Origin of the sequence: Leptospira weilii serovar Ranarum str. ICFT, from assembly GCF_000332415.1 — a bacterium.
GTDB lineage: Bacteria > Spirochaetota > Leptospiria > Leptospirales > Leptospiraceae > Leptospira > Leptospira weilii_A.
In genome coordinates, this window is record NZ_AOHC02000013.1 from 64,486 (window position 1) to 82,568 (window position 18,083).

At 44.7% G+C, this 18,083-nt stretch carries 12 protein-coding genes, 2 tRNA genes and 1 pseudogene; 12 read left to right on the forward strand and 3 right to left on the reverse strand.

Annotated elements, in window-relative coordinates:
- Nucleotides 1-23 precede the first annotated feature (23 nt).
- Together LEP1GSC060_RS02990 and LEP1GSC060_RS02995 are read left to right on the forward strand one after the other, a co-directional pair.
- Complete coding sequence (locus LEP1GSC060_RS02990) at nt 24-2,798, forward strand: transglycosylase domain-containing protein (RefSeq protein ID WP_036095248.1); 2,775 nt, start codon at nt 24-26, stop codon at nt 2,796-2,798.
- Nucleotides 2,788-4,362: a hypothetical protein gene (locus LEP1GSC060_RS02995; RefSeq protein ID WP_002995748.1), complete on the forward strand. Its 1,575-nt coding sequence runs from the start codon at nt 2,788-2,790 to the stop codon at nt 4,360-4,362. The genes LEP1GSC060_RS02990 and LEP1GSC060_RS02995 overlap by 11 nt, the downstream gene beginning before the upstream one ends.
- A 363-nt stretch (nt 4,363-4,725) precedes the next feature.
- Here the strand turns inward: LEP1GSC060_RS02995 and LEP1GSC060_RS03005 are convergent.
- Together LEP1GSC060_RS03005 and LEP1GSC060_RS03010 are read right to left on the reverse strand one after the other, a co-directional pair.
- A tRNA-Tyr gene (locus LEP1GSC060_RS03005) sits at nt 4,726-4,807 on the reverse strand.
- Nucleotides 4,808-4,817: 10 nt separating this feature from the next.
- Nucleotides 4,818-4,890 (reverse strand) — tRNA-Thr (locus LEP1GSC060_RS03010).
- Between the two features lie 146 nt (nt 4,891-5,036).
- Here LEP1GSC060_RS03010 and LEP1GSC060_RS03015 point away from each other — a divergent pair.
- The 5 genes from LEP1GSC060_RS03015 to LEP1GSC060_RS03035 all read left to right on the forward strand — a co-directional run bounded on the left by LEP1GSC060_RS03015 (nt 5,037) and on the right by LEP1GSC060_RS03035 (nt 9,094).
- On the forward strand, nt 5,037-5,423 hold the full coding sequence (locus tag LEP1GSC060_RS03015) for a hypothetical protein (protein WP_036095257.1): 387 nt from the start codon (nt 5,037-5,039) through the stop codon (nt 5,421-5,423).
- Between the two features lie 51 nt (nt 5,424-5,474).
- Nucleotides 5,475-6,299, forward strand: coding sequence for a transketolase (locus tag LEP1GSC060_RS03020; RefSeq protein ID WP_002995811.1), 825 nt, complete (start codon nt 5,475-5,477; stop codon nt 6,297-6,299).
- A gap of 167 nt (nt 6,300-6,466) precedes the next feature.
- Nucleotides 6,467-7,402: a transglutaminase-like domain-containing protein gene (locus tag LEP1GSC060_RS03025; protein ID WP_036095251.1), complete on the forward strand. Its 936-nt coding sequence runs from the start codon at nt 6,467-6,469 to the stop codon at nt 7,400-7,402.
- Nucleotides 7,403-7,467: 65 nt separating this feature from the next.
- Nucleotides 7,468-8,427 (forward strand): polyprenyl synthetase family protein, encoded by a 960-nt coding sequence (locus tag LEP1GSC060_RS03030; RefSeq protein ID WP_002995657.1) that lies wholly within the window; start codon nt 7,468-7,470, stop codon nt 8,425-8,427.
- Nucleotides 8,428-8,590: 163 nt separating this feature from the next.
- Nucleotides 8,591-9,094, forward strand: a complete 504-nt coding sequence (locus tag LEP1GSC060_RS03035; protein ID WP_002995738.1) for an SRPBCC family protein — start codon at nt 8,591-8,593, stop codon at nt 9,092-9,094.
- A gap of 198 nt (nt 9,095-9,292) precedes the next feature.
- Here LEP1GSC060_RS03035 and LEP1GSC060_RS03040 read toward each other — a convergent pair whose 3' ends face one another.
- Nucleotides 9,293-10,051 (reverse strand): LIC10920 family plasminogen-binding lipoprotein, encoded by a 759-nt coding sequence (locus LEP1GSC060_RS03040; RefSeq protein WP_002995713.1) that lies wholly within the window; start codon nt 10,049-10,051, stop codon nt 9,293-9,295.
- 325 nt (nt 10,052-10,376) lie between these two features.
- On the opposite strand from LEP1GSC060_RS03040, the gene LEP1GSC060_RS03045 reads away from it, so the two are divergent.
- From LEP1GSC060_RS03045 to LEP1GSC060_RS03065, 5 genes and pseudogenes are all read left to right on the forward strand, one after another.
- Nucleotides 10,377-13,871 (forward strand): PAS domain-containing protein, encoded by a 3,495-nt coding sequence (locus tag LEP1GSC060_RS03045; RefSeq protein ID WP_002995780.1) that lies wholly within the window; start codon nt 10,377-10,379, stop codon nt 13,869-13,871.
- A 14-nt stretch (nt 13,872-13,885) separates the two neighbouring features.
- Nucleotides 13,886-14,293 (forward strand): response regulator, encoded by a 408-nt coding sequence (locus tag LEP1GSC060_RS03050; protein WP_036095259.1) that lies wholly within the window; start codon nt 13,886-13,888, stop codon nt 14,291-14,293.
- A gap of 110 nt (nt 14,294-14,403) precedes the next feature.
- Nucleotides 14,404-15,420 carry an MBL fold metallo-hydrolase gene (locus tag LEP1GSC060_RS03055; protein WP_002995674.1) on the forward strand — a complete coding sequence of 339 codons (1,017 nt, stop codon included), beginning with the start codon at nt 14,404-14,406 and terminating at the stop codon, nt 15,418-15,420.
- 74 nt (nt 15,421-15,494) lie between these two features.
- Nucleotides 15,495-15,662 (forward strand): annotated as a pseudogene (locus tag LEP1GSC060_RS19885) (transposase); the annotation flags it as partial.
- 504 nt (nt 15,663-16,166) lie between these two features.
- Entirely contained in the window at nt 16,167-17,462 is a 1,296-nt protein-coding gene (locus tag LEP1GSC060_RS03065) for an Lcl C-terminal domain-containing protein (protein WP_080634500.1), read from the forward strand.
- Nucleotides 17,463-18,083: the final 621 nt, after the last annotated feature.

An 18,083-nucleotide genomic window follows, 5' to 3' on the forward strand; every position in this document is an offset into this window, starting at 1 on the left:
AAGATCTTCCGACAATTAAGAGAATGATGGAGACCGGGATTCAGACTCTTAAAAGCGCTCGATTTTTGTGTCCCGATTGCGGAACCACTTCTCGGCTGCCGGAGGGAGTTCCCACAGGTTCCGTTTTTAGGCTTACTTGCTACCAGTGTGGTCACAAGGTTTTGGTAAGAATGGACGTTCCCAAACCTTCCTCTGTTCCGATTTCGTCTCGTCCGATTGTTTCTCCCTCTAACGAAATTTATCGCAGTCCGGAACCGCCGAAAAATGTGGGAACTCCCCGCGTAGAGGTGTCTCCTCGGCCGAACCCCGAACCGCCGCTCACGGCGGCCGGGCCCGGAATTTTAGAAAGAATTTCGGATTTTACCGCGCAGGTTCGAACCCGCCTGAGCGAGAAAGTGTGGGAACTCACACAAAAATTCCGAAACATACGGAAAAATCCCGAGCCGGATTCGTCTTCGGAAGACAGGCCGCTCCTCCGAAGGGAAAAGATTTCGTTCGAAAAAAAACCGCTTTTTGCCGTTCGTCGTGAGATTGAGGAAAACGGGCAACCTGGAATCAAAACTCTCGCGGAGAGATTGAGGGAACAAATCGCCGGTCGTCGCCTTCAACTTCCGAACGTAGTCTTACTGGCCGCAGGTGCGGTCGTTTCTCTACTGCTTGTCGGGTTGATTCTTTTTTGGGTGGGAGTGATCACTCGAGAATCGGAACTCAAAGAGATGATTTCCCTTTTTTACAACCACCAACCTTCCGTGATTTACGATCGAGACGGAAAGAAGGTCTCCGAGATTTTCGCAAAAAAAACGAGCAACCTGGAATGGGACGCTTACCCGGAGAATTTAAAAAAGGTCGTTCTTTTGGTGGAGGACAGAAAATTTTTTTCTCATAGCGGAATCAACTACATGTCCGTGCTCCGCGCGATTTTCGTGAACATCACGAGTTTTCGTTTTAAACAGGGAGCTTCCACGATCACACAACAGCTCGCGAGAATATTATTGGACGATCGCGAAAAAAGTCTCGTTCGGAAAATCAAAGAGGCGCAACTCGCTTTTGCTCTGGAATATTCGTATGAGAAAAAGCAAATATTATTATATTATTTAAATAACGTATACTTGGGTCACGGCGCTTTCGGTTTTGCGAGTGCGGCCGAATTCTATTTCAGAAAAACCCCCTCCGAACTCAATACGGAAGAGATGATCGTTCTCGCTTCCTTGGCTTCCGCACCGAATCGATTTTCGCCCTTAAAAAATCCGGATCTTTCCAGACAAAGAGTGAATGCGATCATACATTCTTTCCGAGAAGACGAGATCCTAAAAGAAAATCCGAAATCGAAACTGGACGAGATCTATCTTTCCTTTCACATGAGATCTCCCGGCGAAACCGTATTCGGAAATCGAAGGGACCATTCTCCCTACGTAACGGAACACGTTCGCAAATTTTTGAACTCCTTATATCCGGATTCCAACATCTATGAAACCGGAGGTTTTTCGATTTACACTACGATCGCGGAACCGGTTCAAGCGGAACTTCCTAAAATCGTAAAAACTTACGTGGACAACGTTCAAAAAAACGGACTGGTTCGTAAGACAAAACTCACGGACAATAAAAATTCCGGCGAAACGGCGGTTTTTAGAAGATACGTTCAGGATCTTTCACCGGCGCTTGAACTTTTTATCGATACGGATTCTTTCAGCGGTGAGAACGAGTCGGGGTTGCAAGTCGCGTTAGTCGCCGTTGATCCCGCAACGGGAGAAATTCTTTTGATGCACGGCGGGTCCGAGTTCAAGGCGGACAATCAGTTGGACAGAACGACCGCAATGAAACGTCAGACCGGCTCTTCCATCAAACCGATTTTATATTCCGCAGCGATCGAAACCGAACTCATCAACGCTTCTTCCCGGATTTTGGACGCTCCCTTGATCTACAGAAATCAAACCGGAAACTGGATGCCGGAGAATATCGGAAACCAATACGACGGAGACATCAGCGTTAGACAGGCTTTGGCGAAGTCCAAGAATACGGCGGCGGTTCAGATCGCCGAGAAGTTGGGAATTTCAAGGATTCAGGATTTCTTTCAAAAGTATTTCTTTCCCGATTCCAAAGTGCTCGCCTCCAGATTCAGAGGGGATCTTTCTCTGGCTCTCGGCTCCTTGGAAATTTCCCCTTTGGAAATGGCGCTCGCTTATTCCGCGTTTGCAAACGACGGAACGATCAAACGTCCGTATCTGATTCAAAAGATCACGGATCGATCCGGTAAGGTCGTTTACGAAAGAAAATCCACGGACGAGTTCGGATTAAAAGTTCCGGAAGAAAGAAAGGTCTTATCTTCCCAGGTTGCGGAAATTATGATCGATCTACTTCACGGAAGCGCGAATTCGGCGGGAGTGAGAAACACAGGATACAAAGGGGAAGTGGCCGGTAAAACGGGAACCACCAACGATAACCGAGACAACTGGTTCGTCGGGGTAAGACCGGGATTGTCGATGGCGATCTGGCTCGGATACGACGATCCGAGTTACGGACTTGGATCGTCCGCGTTAGGCGGAACCGTAGCGGCTCCGCTTTGGGGATCGGTCGCTAAAATTTTCGAGACTGCCGAAGACTCGGACGAAAAAAGAAAGTATCCCGTCGGCGAACATGCGGTAGTCGCGACCGTTTGCGAAGAATCCGGTAAACTTCCGGGTCCTTCCTGTAAACATCCCCGAAAGGATCTTTTTAAGAGCGGCGCGGTCCCGTCCGAAGTTTGCCCCCTAAACCACGGAACGGACGCAAAACGGGAAGTCCTTCGAAATGTATTTTAAAGTTTTTTATTTTATTATAATATTTTTAACTGTTGTCTTAAACATATATCCCGTCTCCTACGAGGAAGCGTATACGATGGAAAAAGAGGATCCGTTGTTTTCGATTCCTTTATACGAGGAACTCCTTCGAACCTCGCAAAAATCGGATATCCGTAAAACCGCGTCTTCGAGGCTTTTTTTTCTATATGAGAAATATCGCAAATACATTCCGGCGATTTTGATCATGAGTCGTTCCGGAAAAATCACGGATAAAAAAGGGCGGTATCCTTCGATCGTTAGCGAGTTGGCAAGCGGTTTAAACGTAAGTCCTTCCGCCCTCATTTCCGTCGTTTCCGGTTGTAACAAACCGATTCCGAAACCGGACATATACTTTCCAGAAACAAAACCTCCCCAAACCAAAGAGGAAGATGTTTCCGTCGAGGAAACCTCTTCGACACAAACGTCGGAACCCGAAGTAGTTCAAGAAATGCCTTTGTTGTTCAAAATTCTTTCCAAAAAAGAAAACGCTCCTCTCTATAAGGCTTGTTATGCGGTAAAAATCAAAACGGGCGATTACGACGGCTGGGAAAAAATCCACGCTTTCGGAGAGATGAAAGGAATTCTCACTCCCGAAACTTCTTTGGCGTTGCGTATCAGTTTTACGCTTCATTCGGGAAGAGGAAGCGCTTATAAAAGAATTTATTCCGGAGGTAAGTTGAAATCGTTAAGCGAAGAAGGAAAATCGGATTTTCTATATCTCTACGGAAAGTTTTTGAGAAACTTGGGAAGGTACGATTCATCCGCGAGATATTTTTGGATGAGCGGTTCTTACGCGAGTCGAGAACGAAGCGGAATCGAAACCGCAAAAACACTTTTGATCTCCGGAAGGAAACAGGAGGCCTGTTCCCGTCTTACGAAAAGTTTTTCTCCGGGAGACGAATCGGAGGAACTTTTATCCAGGGTTTGTTTTAAAAATTTTGAAAATTCCGCTCCGAGTTTTATAAAAGCCGTAAGTATCTTAAACAAAGATGCTCCCGATCCGGTATTCGAACACTTTTTGGGAAAAGGCGTTTCTCATAAAACCGAAGAAACGGATCCGGACGGTTCTAACGAATCCGATTCCAACTACGGGAAACTTTTGGATGAAAAATTATTTTCCGGTGAAAAAAATCCGACTCCTTTTTGGGATTATCGAAAAATGCGGACGGAGTTAACGATTTCCAATTCGCCTTCCTATGTTTGTAAATACGGGAAAGGCCAATTATTTAATAAAAATCTAATACAGCCTCAGAATTGCGTTCCTTATTCGGAATTTTCCGCGGATACGATTTTAGCCAGTCCCTTATTTGTGTCCGATCAGGAAGAATGGAGTTTGGTGTTTTCAAACTCCGCTTACAATCCGATTCCCGCTCAAATCGTCTTTGCGGATTCGGACGGCATCGAGAGTTCATTTCAAATATCTAATTTAATATATCGTAAATCTCTTAATCGTTTTTTTGTAGACGGATTTTCGAGCGACAAGAAATACAAGTTTTACTCGATCGATCTGAAAAAGATTTCGGTGAACATATCGGATTCGGATTGATTTTAAATTGAAGTTAGGTTGATCTCGATTCGTCACAAAAGGAAATCGAAAAATTCTTCCCTATGGGTCGCGATCGCATTGCTCTATTCGAATCCTTCCAGATTCGTTTTTAATTATTAAGATTTGATTGAAAAGAGGAAGAAAAAATTTTTTGGGCAGGGAAGGATTCGCCGTTCCGCAGTCTCGCCTCGTGCTCGACTTAGCTCCACGGCGTCTTTCTCGTGCGCTCATCCATCCATGGATTCGCGTCGCGTTTTTTCGCTTCTTACGGAAGCTCAAAACGCTCTCACTCGCAAGCTTCGAATCCTTCCAGATTCGTTTTTGATTGTAGGATTTTGTTGGATGGAAGTGAGGAAAAATTTTTGGGCAGGGAAGGATTCGAACCTTCGAAGACATAGTCAGCAGATTTACAGTCTGCCCTCGTTGGCCACTTGAGTACCTACCCGAAGAAAAATAGCTGCCTATAGGAATCGAACCCACAACCGTCTGATTACAAATCAGATGCTCTACCAATTGAGCTAAGGCAGCAATTCGCTATCGGAGCCAGTATTGCAGGTTGTTTCCCTCGGTCAAATAAAAAATCCGAATCAGTTCCTCGCTTGTTTTTCCGGATTATTTATTTTCCCTGAGGAAAAAAAGTTTCGAATGCGGCTCGTTTGCCGAAAATGGAAAAGATGATTCTAACTTGGATTCACACCGGAATGACACTTTCAATCCTTTGTTTTTACACCGGTTATTATTTTCGTTTTAAAAAAAATCTCCTCCATCGTATTTTCAATCTTTTCGGCGCCGGTTTTAACTTAACGACCGCATTCTCTCTTCTTTACGTGAAGTATTTAGGCGGCGGTTTGGAAAACGTCGGAATCGTTCCCGCAGTGGAACGTTGGATCATCGATACACATCGCGTGTTTGCCGTATTGACTTTGATCTTGATGCTTCTGATGGTCTGGTCCGGAATGGCTCGAAAAAAAGAATTCCACAGAAAGCTGCACTATATTTTCCTTCCTCTATACACCGTGATTTTCCTTTCCGGTTTGGTTCTGTTTCGTTCAGCGAACTGACGGCGCCTCGTTCGAAATTGGAAATCGACATCTCATTCGCTTAGGAAGAATATGAACGAAATCAAAGAACTCAAGAGTTTTGCAAACGAACTCAGAAAGAGCGTGATCCGGATGGTAACAGCCGCAAACTCCGGCCACCCGGGCGGCCCCTTAGGTCTTGCGGATATTTACGCGGTTCTATATAAGAAAATTCTAAATCATCAGCCGTCCAATCCGGATTGGGAAGAAAGGGATCGTCTCATCCTTTCCAACGGTCACGTATGTGCGATCCGTTACGCGGCTATGGCTCATTCCGGTTATTTTCCGGTGGAGGATCTTTTAACTTTCCGCAAATTGGGAAGTAAACTGCAAGGCCATCCTTCCACTCGTTATATGAGCGGAATTGAAAGTTCTTCCGGCTCCTTAGGTCAGGGACTTTCCGTTTCCGTAGGACTTGCGTTGGGCGCGAGATTCAAAAAACAAAATCATAGGATTTATACGTGTATCTCCGACGGAGAATGCGGGGAAGGAATGACTTGGGAAGCCGCTCAATCCGCCGTCCATTATAAATTGGACAACTTGATCGTTTTTATGGATAAGAACGGAATTCAGATCGACGGATTTACGAAAGACGTTATGAATCTCGAACCTCTCAATAAGAAATTTCTTTCCTTCGGTTGGAACGTTTTGGAAGCGGACGGTCACGATATCGAGGCGATCATCTCCGCATTCGAAAAAGCGAAACTTCACAAAGGTTCTCCGACGATCATTTTGTTTAATACGGTGTTGGGTAAGGGAGTTTCTTTTATGGAGAATAATCCCGGATGGCACGGAACTCCTCCAAAACCGGAAGAAGAAAAAAAAGCTCTCGAAGAGTTATCGGCGCTTTCCGTTTAATCGAACGTTTCCCCGCAGCGCGCAGCCCTTGCGGGGGAGTGTTTTCTTTTTTAAATTTTTTTTCCACATTCTTATCTTTCTACGTTTAGTTTTTCTTTTTTCGTTCGTAAGACATAGTAAGTTATATAACTCATTTCATTTTTTCCGATAATGGGTTTTATTCCGAATTGACTCATTTCGTTTTTCATAAAATTATATTGTTTATGCCTTTGTACGATTCTTATTACGAGTCTTTTCATTTTCCACCGGATAAACTTGAGGAAAAGTTTTACCAACTTGAGTTTGCCGGCGCGGAAGAAAAAATTCGGGTGATTCGCGAGATTGCCGACATGGTTCCTTGGCAATTTGAAATCGGCGAATTTGTGGAAGAGTTTAAGGATCCGACTCTGAGGGTTTTTGCGCGTTCCATTTCTTCCATCGTTCGTCTGGAACGTATCAATACGCGTTATTCGCTCCTTGCAGGCAAAGGTCATGTCAACGACTACGGTGATTTGGAAGAAGCGGTATTTTTACTTTCCAGCGTCGGAGATCCGGACGCGTCTTATCACGAATTCAAAATCTATTTGGATCGACTTGCTTTGAGAGTGGAAGAGTTATGCGATCTCAATCCCGAATACGTTTCGGAAGAATTGAAGGTTCATTTCCTAACGAGAGTGCTTTCTTCGGAGGAGAATTTTCAAGGGAACAACGATCAATACGATAATCCGGAGAATTCTTTCGTGACCCGGATCGTTCATACGAGAAAAGGAATTCCGATTTCTCTTTCCGTGATTTATCTTCTCGTCGCAAGAAGACTTTCTCTTCCCTTGTTCGGTGTGAATATGCCGCTTCACTTTCTACTTCATTTCGATTCTCCGGATTACGAAACATTCATCGATCCGTTTCACGGGGGCGTTCTTCTGGATAAATCCACCTGCATACGATTTTTGGAAGCGAACGATTTTACTCCGAGCGAAAGATATTTTACCAGAGCCAGCACTCTTTCTATCATTAAAAGAATGTATCGCAATTTGATTCACATATATCGGAAGGAACAATTCCGAGATATGGAAGATATCCTCGCTCGACAACTCCTGATTTTGGAAAACAAACTCAAAGCTTAAACCTTTCGAGAGTTCTTGCTTGAGCCTGTACGGTTATTTTGAATACTGTCCCACGGGAAGGGGTAGTGAAAGCGTCCGTACTGAAAGATTCTCTGATTCGGAAATTCGATAAAAAACTGGAAACGATCATTCGGGAAGATCTCAAGATTCTCGCCGAAATCAAAACCTATACGATTCGATCCGGTGGAAAACGGATTCGTCCGATCCTTCACTATTGTCTCTGTCAGCTTTTAGGTTATTCCGGTAAACACTGGTTGGACGTGGGTGCGATCGCAGAATTGATTCATTCCGCCAGTTTGCTTCACGACGACGTGGTCGACGAGGCGGAAACCAGGAGAGGACTTCAGAGTGTGGGCTCTAAGTTCGGCAACAAGACCGCGATTCTTTCGGGAGATTATCTTCTTGCGTGTGGGATCGATCATCTAAACGGCCTGGGTTATCCGGAACTGATGGATGTTTTTACCCGGGTTATCAAGGATCTTTCCGTTTCCGAACTCATTCAAATGGAATGGGAAAAAAATCCGAAAATTACTTTAGATATTTATAATAGAGTTGTTTACGGTAAAACCGCCTCCTTATTCGGCGCGGTCAGTTTTTCCGCGGGAGTTCTTTCGGATAAAAACGAAAAGGAAAAAAAGAAGCTGGGACAATTCGGGATCGATCTCGGTTCTTTCTTTCAAAAAAAAGACGACGCGATCGATTATTTCACTCCGGCAAACAAAAGCGGGAAAGTCCCTCTCAAAGATTTTTACAACGGTCTTTATACCTATCCGATTTTGTTATTGCTAAATCGAGCCGATAAAAACGACAAAAAATTGATTCATTCTCTTTTTGCCAAACCGGAAAGGTCGCAGGGAGACGGGGTTGTGATTTTGAGTCTTCTTTCCCGTTATCAAATCCGGGAACGGATGGATACGGAGTTTCAAACAATCGTGAACAATTTAATGAAATTCTTAAATAGTTTTTCCGAATCTTCGATTCGGAATCTTTTGAAAGAACAAATTCTGAAACTTTTAGAAGAATAGATTCGCATTTCAATCGATAAGAAATTTTTGATTGCGGAACGAATCGTTTTATGATAAGAGTTTACTCGCTCCAAAGTGAAAATTCAATTTCGTAGCCATTGTGGTAAAAACTCAAGCGATGGTCTATCGACGATTGTTTTGGAAAAATTCAAGGAGAAAGAAAATGACATCCCAAACTTATCCGCAACCGAATCCCAAACTGGATTTGGTTCTTGAACGAATCATAGACGTTCCCCGTGAACTGGTTTGGAAGGTTTGGACCACTCCGGAACATCTCAAACCCTGGTTTTGCCCGAAACCCTGGAAGACGATCGATTGTGAGATCGACCTTCGGCCGGGTGGAATCTTTCGCACCATCATGCAATCTCCGGAAGGACAGGATTTTCCGAATCTCGGTTGTTATCTCGAAGTGATTCCGAACGAAAAACTTTCCTGGACGGACGCTCTTCAGCCCGGCTTTCGTCCTTCTCCCGATCCCACTCATCCGTTCGGATTTTTTACCGCGATCATTACTTTGGAAACTCACGGAACCGGCACCAAATACAGAGCCACAGCGATTCATGGAAACGAAACCGATCGCAAAAAACACGAGGATATGGGTTTTCACGAAGGTTGGGGAATCGCTCTCGATCAACTCGTCGTTTATATCAAAAACATTCAACGCTGATATACGACAAAAGTGGAATATTTCAAATATCGGATAAAGGAAGAACCGGACGTTCTATAGGAAATGAATATTAGGATATAGTAAATTTCTGTCTAAAGAATATATGCAGCGGTCGGGTGTTTGTCGCCCGTCGTCGGACGGTGAAAATCATATTTCACAATCGAAATACCTTTAAAAAATCGTAATATCGATTCCGACTCACTGAGTTGTGGAGCCGCCGCTCGGAATCACGTTAGGCGCGTTGCAAGTGATGTTTCCGGTAATCGTAACCGCAGCGCCCGCGGCCGACGCCGTGGAAACGCAGGATTTGTTGTCCTGAGTAAAACACTGTTGTGTCGTCGTGACCGAAGTGCAGTTTACGTTGTCCGAAGTATAACACTGATTGAGAATTCCGGTGGTCGTGGAACTATCGAGTAATTTTCCGGAGAGAGATATATCGATGTCCAAGTATTGTAAGGTCTGTTGTTGAGAGCCGCCGCTGCTCGTCGGATAGACAGGAACTCCGGAAGATCCCCATTCCACCTTACCTACGTTACCCGTTACCGTCCTTCCAAAAGCCCCGCCCGAATAGCTGAATCCTTGTTGCGGATCCACCGATCCTTGATACTGGGCGGAATCGAATTGGAATCTGAGGACCATCGCTTCGGCGGTGGTTTTCATGATCAACTGGCTTGTAACCGTATAACGAGTATTGGAAGAACCGGAAGATCCCGAGGGAGTCGTGGCTCCGGTATTTCCTCCCGTAGTACCCGTCGTACTGCTGGCGGTGGTTCCGGGAACGGCAACTCCGCAGGAGGAAATTTTATCGGGGTCCACTTCTCCGTTGATGGTGATTATGTTTCCGGTCGCGGCAACGAGGACTTGGAGATCGATCTTGTTTTGATCCTTGTGTTCGCAATCGAGTAAAATCGCCGAAAAGAAAACCGATATAAAAAATCCGATATAAGAACGTTTCATAGAATACCTTTAGAATAACACTGATCGAAAAGCGAATCTTGGTCAAGAATGAAATGAACCGATCGCTCTCCAACTTTGACCTCGTGTCTTAAAGATCGTTCCGCCGAGCCCGAATTCTAAAACAAAATTTAGAAGAAAGGTCGATCTAACTAAAAATAAAACGGATTCAGGCGCTTCGATCGGCGTTTAGGTTTTAGGACTTTACACCGTTCGATGTCCGGAATTTGATTTACAGCTTGTGGAATCGTCCTTTAGGATTTTTTTTTCGGTTCTCGGATTGTTTCGGTGTTTATAACCATTATGATTTTTTTTGGGCGAGGTAGGGATGCACGTCATCATTCAACGGCTTGAAACTCTTTTTGAATCGATTCCTCTGCCGATTCTTGAAATTTGGGGACTTCTGGGATTTATCGTAGGATTCTCTTTTATGATTTCCGCGTTCACCGGTTTTCGTTTGAAAATCGCAGGCGGTCTCGGTTTTAAAAGAGAAAGACAGTTTTGGGACACACAGGCCCTTTTGAGTATTCCTTTTACGTTCGTATTCATTTTTATCACGGGTTATTTGGGTTCTTTTATCGTTTTAGTTCCGGGAGCTCAAACCTTCGAGTCTCTCAAAGATCTTTCCGTTTTTCTTTGTATCCTTTTGTTCGGTTACCCCGCGTTGATTGCGGTTCCGTTTGCGTATGCGCTTTCGGATTTGATCGAAGGAGTTCCTCCCGATTTTTTACTCGATTGGCTCGTGGGTTACTTCATCAATCCTTCTTGTTTTTGGATCGCGTATCGATTGATCGGAAAGGATCCGAATTTTACGAAGATCAAGGTTTGGTTTAAGTATTTTCTTTTTGTGATCGTCTTTATGACGATCGAACCGCAACTCTGGGGTTATCTTTGTTCCAAACAATTCTCGCCCTCGATCTCTTATAGAAGTATCACACCCGCTTTATTTTTTACGACTTCGATCACTTGGGTGATCGCACCGTTTGCGATGTTTGCAGCGCTTCCTCTCGCTCGTAAATACGGAATGTTTTGGGCGGAGATTCCGGGACACGTTCGAGAATCCTATTTTGATCTTAAGAAATTTCACTGGGAAAAAAAGAACGGCGGGGAGGACGAAAATTCGATCCAAGGTTTGCCGATCCGTATGTTTTTGGTGGCCCCGTTTATTCTTCTTGTTTTGGTTATGGTCGGAGCGACCGCGTATTTAAATCTGAAAAGCTCCGAGATGGCGGCGGATAAACTCGCGGGAAGATTACATCAGGAAATATCGGAAAGTATCAATCTTCATTTGGATCAGTATCTCGAAAAAAAACAAAAGGAGAACGAGTCGGTACGTTTGAGCGGAATCCGTCGTCTTCTAAAATCCACGAACCTCGCGGCACACGGCCGTGCGATCATCATCGATCGTTTGGGACGGGTGGTCGCGTCTTCCAAGGCGGAGAAAAAAAACGAGACGGATCCGAACGAGGATCCGGTGACCGCAAACGCCATCCGTACGCTTCAAAGTAAATTAGGAAATTTGAATGTACTTTACGAGCCGATTCAGTTTCGATTCGACGTGGTTACCGCAAAACCGTTGTCTCTGGAAACCTGGCTTACTCAAGCGACTCCGTATCAGGACAATAGCGGGAATACCAATTGGATCCTGATCACTTCGATTCCTTCCGCGTATTATCTGGAAGGGGTGAGGGTAGGAAGCAGTCAATCGGCGATGGTGTTCGCGGTCGCTTTGACTTCCTCGCTTTTGATCGCCGCGTTTCTTGCGGGAATTGTAACGTCGCCCATAAGGAGAATCTCGAACGCGAGCGTGGAAATGGCTAAGGGAGATTTCGACCAAAGAGTTCCCCCGAGTCGATTGGAAGAATTGGGATCTCTTTCTCTTACGTTCAATCACATGGCCGAACAACTTCAGGAATCGTTTGGAAGGACGAAATCCAGCGAAGAACAATTCAGGGATCTTGTGGATACAACTCCCGGAATCGTTTGGGAAGCGGACGCTTCCACGTCTCAGTTCACGTTCGTGAGCCAGCAAGTGGTGGATACGCTCGGTTATTCGGTGGAAGATTGGAACAAACCCGGATTTTGGGCGGATCATCTGCATCCGGAAGATAAGATATGGGCCGTGGATTTCCGAATCAATCGTACTAAAAAAATGGAAGCCTACGACTTCGAATATCGATTTATGAGGAACGACGGAACCGTCGTCTGGCTCAGGGACATCGTAAAGGTGATCGTAAAAGATAACAAACCGAAGTGGTTGCGCGGCGTTACGGTGGACATCACGGAAAGGAAACAAATCGAAGAGAAACTTTTGGAAAGAAATAGGTTCATCGAATCGATTTTGGACATCACTCCCGATATATTATATATTTATGATATTGAAGAGAAAAAATACGTCTACATCAACGACGGGATCGAAATCGTTCTAGGATATTCCGCAATGGATATCAAAAGTATGGGAGAACGGATGATTTCAAATCTGATGCATCCGGAGGATTTTCAAAAATACGACGCCGAAATAGTGCCCCAATACGGGAAGGCAAACGATAAGGATATTATAGAAAACTCATATAGAATGAAACACCAGGACGGCGGGGCATGGAGATGGCTCATTTCCAGGGAAAGAGTTTATAAAAGAAACGCGGCCGGTGTTCCGAAACGGATTTTCGGAATCATCTACGATATCACCAAAAGTAAGGAAGCGGAAGAAACGATTCTGGATCTGAACGCCAATCTGGAAAGAAAAATCGACGTTAGAACCGAAGAACTCCGTAAATCCAACTCGGATTTGAGAGATGCGGTGAATCATCTCGAAAAGATCATGAAGGAATTGAAAGACGCACAAGATCAACTGCTTCTTTCCGAAAAATTGGCCGCTCTGGGACAACTCGCAGCGGGGATGACCCACGAGTTGAATACTCCGTTAGGCGCGATCGCGTCTTCCAACAGGGCCGTTTTGGAGATTCTTCAGAAAGAATTAAAAGGAATTCCCGAAATTCTTTCGAGTTTTAACGAAAAAGAATCGGAACAGTTCAACGTTCTTTTAGAGGAAAGTTTAAAGGACGCGTTTCAATCCGAAATTATTCCGGATCGAAGTTTGAAAAAAGATCTGCTTCAGATGTTTAAAGAAGCGGGAATGGACGACTACGGCGACGTGACCAATACGGTTTTGGATATCGGAGTCTATCGACTTGGTGAAAGGCTCGTCGAACTTTTGGGATCGGAAAAAAGAACGATTCTTTTAAATACCGTCGCTTCCCTTTCCACGATCGTTCGACTAAGCAACGTTATTTCCATAGCAAGCGGTAAGGCTTCTCACGTTGTGGAGGCTTTGAAAAATTATTTGAATCCGGGAGGAAGCGAACAGGACGAGGATATCGTTCCGGTGGATATAAAGTCCGAGATTGAAACGATACTCACCTTGTATCATACTAAAATTAAATACGGAGTTGAGATCGTAAAAGATTATAAAACGGCGGGGCTTTGTCTCGGAAACGGGAATAAGCTCAATCAAGTTTGGATCAATCTTTTAAATAATGGTTTGCAATCCATGAATTACCAAGGGAAGATTGAAATCGGCCTGGAAGAAAAAGATTCTTGGATCGTCACTTCCTTTGTCGATTCCGGCGGAGGTATTCCGGATTCGGTAAAAGATAAGATTTTCGAACCTTTTTTCACCACGAAAAAACAAGGTGAGGGGATCGGTTTAGGGCTGGATATCTGCAAAAAGATCATAGAGAAGATGGGCGGTAAAATAGAGTTTGAGAGTGTTCCCGGAAGAACGAAGTTCAGCGTGTGGTTGAAGTCCGCACGTTCTGTATAAACGGAGAAGATCTTTTGAAAGATATGATAAAAAACAATGCGATTCTGTGTGTGGACGACGAGCCTATCATTTTGATCGCGTTAAAACAGGAACTAAAAAAACAATTCGGAAACGAGTTTCAATATGAAACCGCGATCAATGCAAACGAGGCGTTGGAAGTTGTGGATGATTTGTCGGAGAACGGAATCAACGTGATTTTGATTTTGTCCGATTGGCGTATGCCCGGGATCAAGGGAGACGAGTTTTTAATTCACGTTCATCAAAAATATCCGGATATTCGTTCCATATTGATTACGGGGCATGTGGACGATGCGGCGGTGGAAAGAGTGAAAAAAGAAGCGGGTACTTACGCCGTTTTACCGAAACCCTGGGACCCGAAACAATTGGCCGAAGCGGTAAAGGTTTGTTGCGATCGAAATTAATGCGACATCGAATCTTTGAATCCGAAGAAGTCCGTATTTGAAATTTCATTTGCAGGCTTCCACACGTCCAAGGACCTCGTATTCAAAGAAGATCTCTTGGGGAGAATTGAATGAAAATTCACCGATATGATTCTGTTCCGGAAGTAAAGGATATCGGCGACGGAATCTTTAAGACTGAAATTCCTCAACCTTTTTATTCGCCTAACAATATTTACATTCTTCCCGACGGGGAGCCTACCATTATCGACTCGGGTTATATCGAAAACCTCGGTCTTTTACAAAGGGCTTTAAAAACCGTCGGGCTTTCCTTAAACAAGATCAAACATATCATCTATACCCACAATCATCTCGATCACATGAGCGCCGCCTTGACTCTGCGTTATTATACGGACGCAAAGTTGTATGCGATGACGGGAATGGCGGCGGAGATCGGAAATTATGTGGAGTTCGTTCAGGTTTTTCAAAGGGCCATGAGAAGGCTCGTGTATAAGGGTCATCACGATAATGCGACAAGGGCCGCGGAACTCAAAAGAGTGGATACGGGTATATTCGAATTTCATGATGCGTTGGACAATTCGGAAAAAGTCGATCCGTATTTGGACTTCGACGTTGAACTCGTGGAAGGGGATGTGATCCGGGCGGGAGGCAGGGAAATCGGAATTTTACATACTCCCGGCCACAATCGCTGGCATTTGACTCCTTATATTTTAGGGGAAAAGATTTATTTTACGGGCGATTTGGTTCTTCAAAATATCTCTTCCATTTACGCGGAGATCGACGGAAATTTATACGACTATCACAAATCCTTGGATCGTCTTTCCAAATTGCCGATCCGAAGGCTTCTTCCCGCGCACGGACCCGAGCCGGACGATCCTCAAAGGGCGATCAAATTACTTTCAAAAACCTTAAACCTTTTGGAAAGAGGAGTTGTGCGTCGATTGAAGGAAAACGATCAGGATCTTTCCACTTTGGTTCTCGAAGCGATGGGAGAGAAGGTCGCGAACAGCGGTTATTACAATACGGCGCTCGCGATTTTGCATTCTTTGATTCGAAAGCTGATCGATCAAGGGCAGGTGCAGATTTTGGAAATCGATCCTCCTTACGAGAAATACAGATGGGTGTACTAGGGGTTAGGAATTAGCGGTTAGGGATTAGGGATTTGTGTAGCGTTCTAGAAAAAATTGTCAGTGAGGTAGGAAAAATGACAACGATCAAGCGTTACGGTGAAGCGTTCAAGAGAAAAGTAATCCAGGAAATAGAGTCTGGAAAGTATAGCCAGAATCAAGCGATGAAATACTACGGAATCAGCGGTTCCGTGACAATCCGAGGTTGGCTAAAAAGTATGGAAAGAATCATCTGATGAGTAAGGTAGTCGAATTCGGTTTATTCTATTCTTTTAATGATTTTAAAGAAACTCAAACGGCTCTCAATCAAAGCCGTCTTTCTTTACAACTATGTTCGACTTTATCACATCTTGGTTTTTTAACTCCTCAAATTGTTCACATCGCTTCATAATTTCTGTCGACCTTTTTTAGGACTTTACAAATTTTCCGATTTTTATCTATAAAAACACGGAAGAGATCCGAACTGGCCGTTGTTTAAAAACATAGGAGTTCCCACATTTTTGTGAAACTCGGTGTCTCGCTTTTAACCGGCGTTCGAGATTTTGGGACAAACTCTTATTGTTATAGGAACGAGTCAGTAATACCACTCAAATGGCCCGTTTTATTCCGCGTCCCTTATACTCCGATATTCTCCGGAATATAAACTGAATTTTTTAATTTCGAATTTAAAGACTAAAAGATGAAATTTGCCTGTATAATAAAGAAGTATGCGTTTTCATTTTTTGAGCAAAAACAATTTTCAAAACGATATGAATTCTTTGCGCGTAATCAAATCTCAAAGATATGTTTTTGAGATTCGGCATGGACTTCCCATACAACGTTCAAACTTTTCTAAATATACGAATGTAATTTTTGGAATCTTAGTTGTATGTCTTTTGAATTGCGTTCATCGGCCGGAAAAACCGGACCTCCCGTACGCCATATTTCAACAACTACTCAAACCTAACTCAGGCTCCTCCGACTCCTCCGACAATCTGCCTGAATGTCCGGGACCTAATTTGAATTTCACCCCGGCGGCTGTAACGGATACAGGACAAAACCAATGCTGGGATACAACGGGAACCCTCGTCGCTTGTGCGGGCACTGGTCAGGATGGAGAATTCAACGACACACCGAATACACGCTCCTTTAGCACACCTGCACAACACTGTAGGTATCCCAACGACTACACAACTCTGGATCTAGTACATGGTTTAACTTGGAAAACCTGCGCTCAGGGACTTAGCGGAGCGGATTGTTCGGTGGGAGTGATCACTCCCATCACTTGGAACAATGCAGACGCGGGAGCTGCGGGAAGTTGTGCGGAACTCAATACTCTCAATAATGGTCGCGGCTACGCGGGAAAAACCGACTGGAGAATCCCCTCCATCCGGGAGCTTAGTTCTCTCATAAATAGTTCTGCCGCCGTCCCTCACATAGATGCGGCGGCGTTCCCGAATACCAATGCCTTAGTCCCATACATATCGAATACGACTCGAGTCCCTTTACCGGGTCAAGTGTTTGAGAGCGATTTTGCAGTGGGAAGCCATGCATTCAGCGTAGGCAAAAGCGTGGTTCGGTATTTGCGTTGTGTTTCGGGAAATCCGATTCCCGCGCCTTCGTTTGTGGACAATTCTTTTTTACCTCCTCCAGCGGTTGCAACGGAGACGATTTTCGATCAGAATACCGGACTTCTTTGGCAAAAGTGCACAGCCGGACTTACAGGAGCAGGCTGTGCTGTAGGTGCAGCTAATGCAATCACTTGGGCGGGCGCGCTCACCTATTGTGATATTCTCAATTTTGCTGGTCGCACCGACTGGAGATTGCCAAATGCAAGCGAAATGATCAGCATCGTTGATTATTCCGCGCCTGCGGCTCCGTTTATCTTTGGACCTTTTTCTAACACTCCTGTGACCGCAGTTCCCTTTTGGACTTCCACAACCGGATCAGGGCCGGGGCTCGCCCGTGCATTCGGCTTTTACCCCGCCGGTAGTGGGCAATCGCTCAATGCTCTCAAAGGATTGGGGACGACTGGATACGTCCGCTGCGTAACGGATGGGCCTTAAGATATTTCTAAGCCGGAAACGAACGATCGATAAACACCTATGACGAAGGTTAGAGCTTAGAGCCTGTCCCAAAACGTAAAACAATCGCGGAGATTCGCGGCCATTCCGATAAAATCGGACGGTTGGCGGACAAACTCTTAGTTCACAACAAACGAGCCTAACGCTTAGAATGCAGAGGATCCTCGCTTTTATAGACGTTTGCTCTGTGAGTGCGAGGAAACTTTTACAATTTTAAACGTATAAAAAGATTATGTAAAAGTTATGGACCATCCAAGGAAGGTGGACCGAAAAGGCTTGGGCTTTATTACGATTTTTTATCTCGAGAATCGGTTGAGAATTTTATAGAATAACGTGAGTTCGACGGTTGAAATCTTGGGCGAATAAGAAACTCAGGTGCGTTCGCTCCCTGAACGCCAACCCATAGGAAGGCGTTCACTGAGTTTCCTGGGTCGCTCCGCAGCTCGCGAATTTCATAGCTAAAATGGGCTCGCGACCTAACGTTGCGACAGCAGGCAGCAACGTTTTGAGTTTCCCGAGCGACCGTAGAAGCGAGACGCTGAGTTGTTCGCTTGAACTAAAGTGTTGCTCCTGCGGTCGCAACATAATGTTCCAATTCCTTCG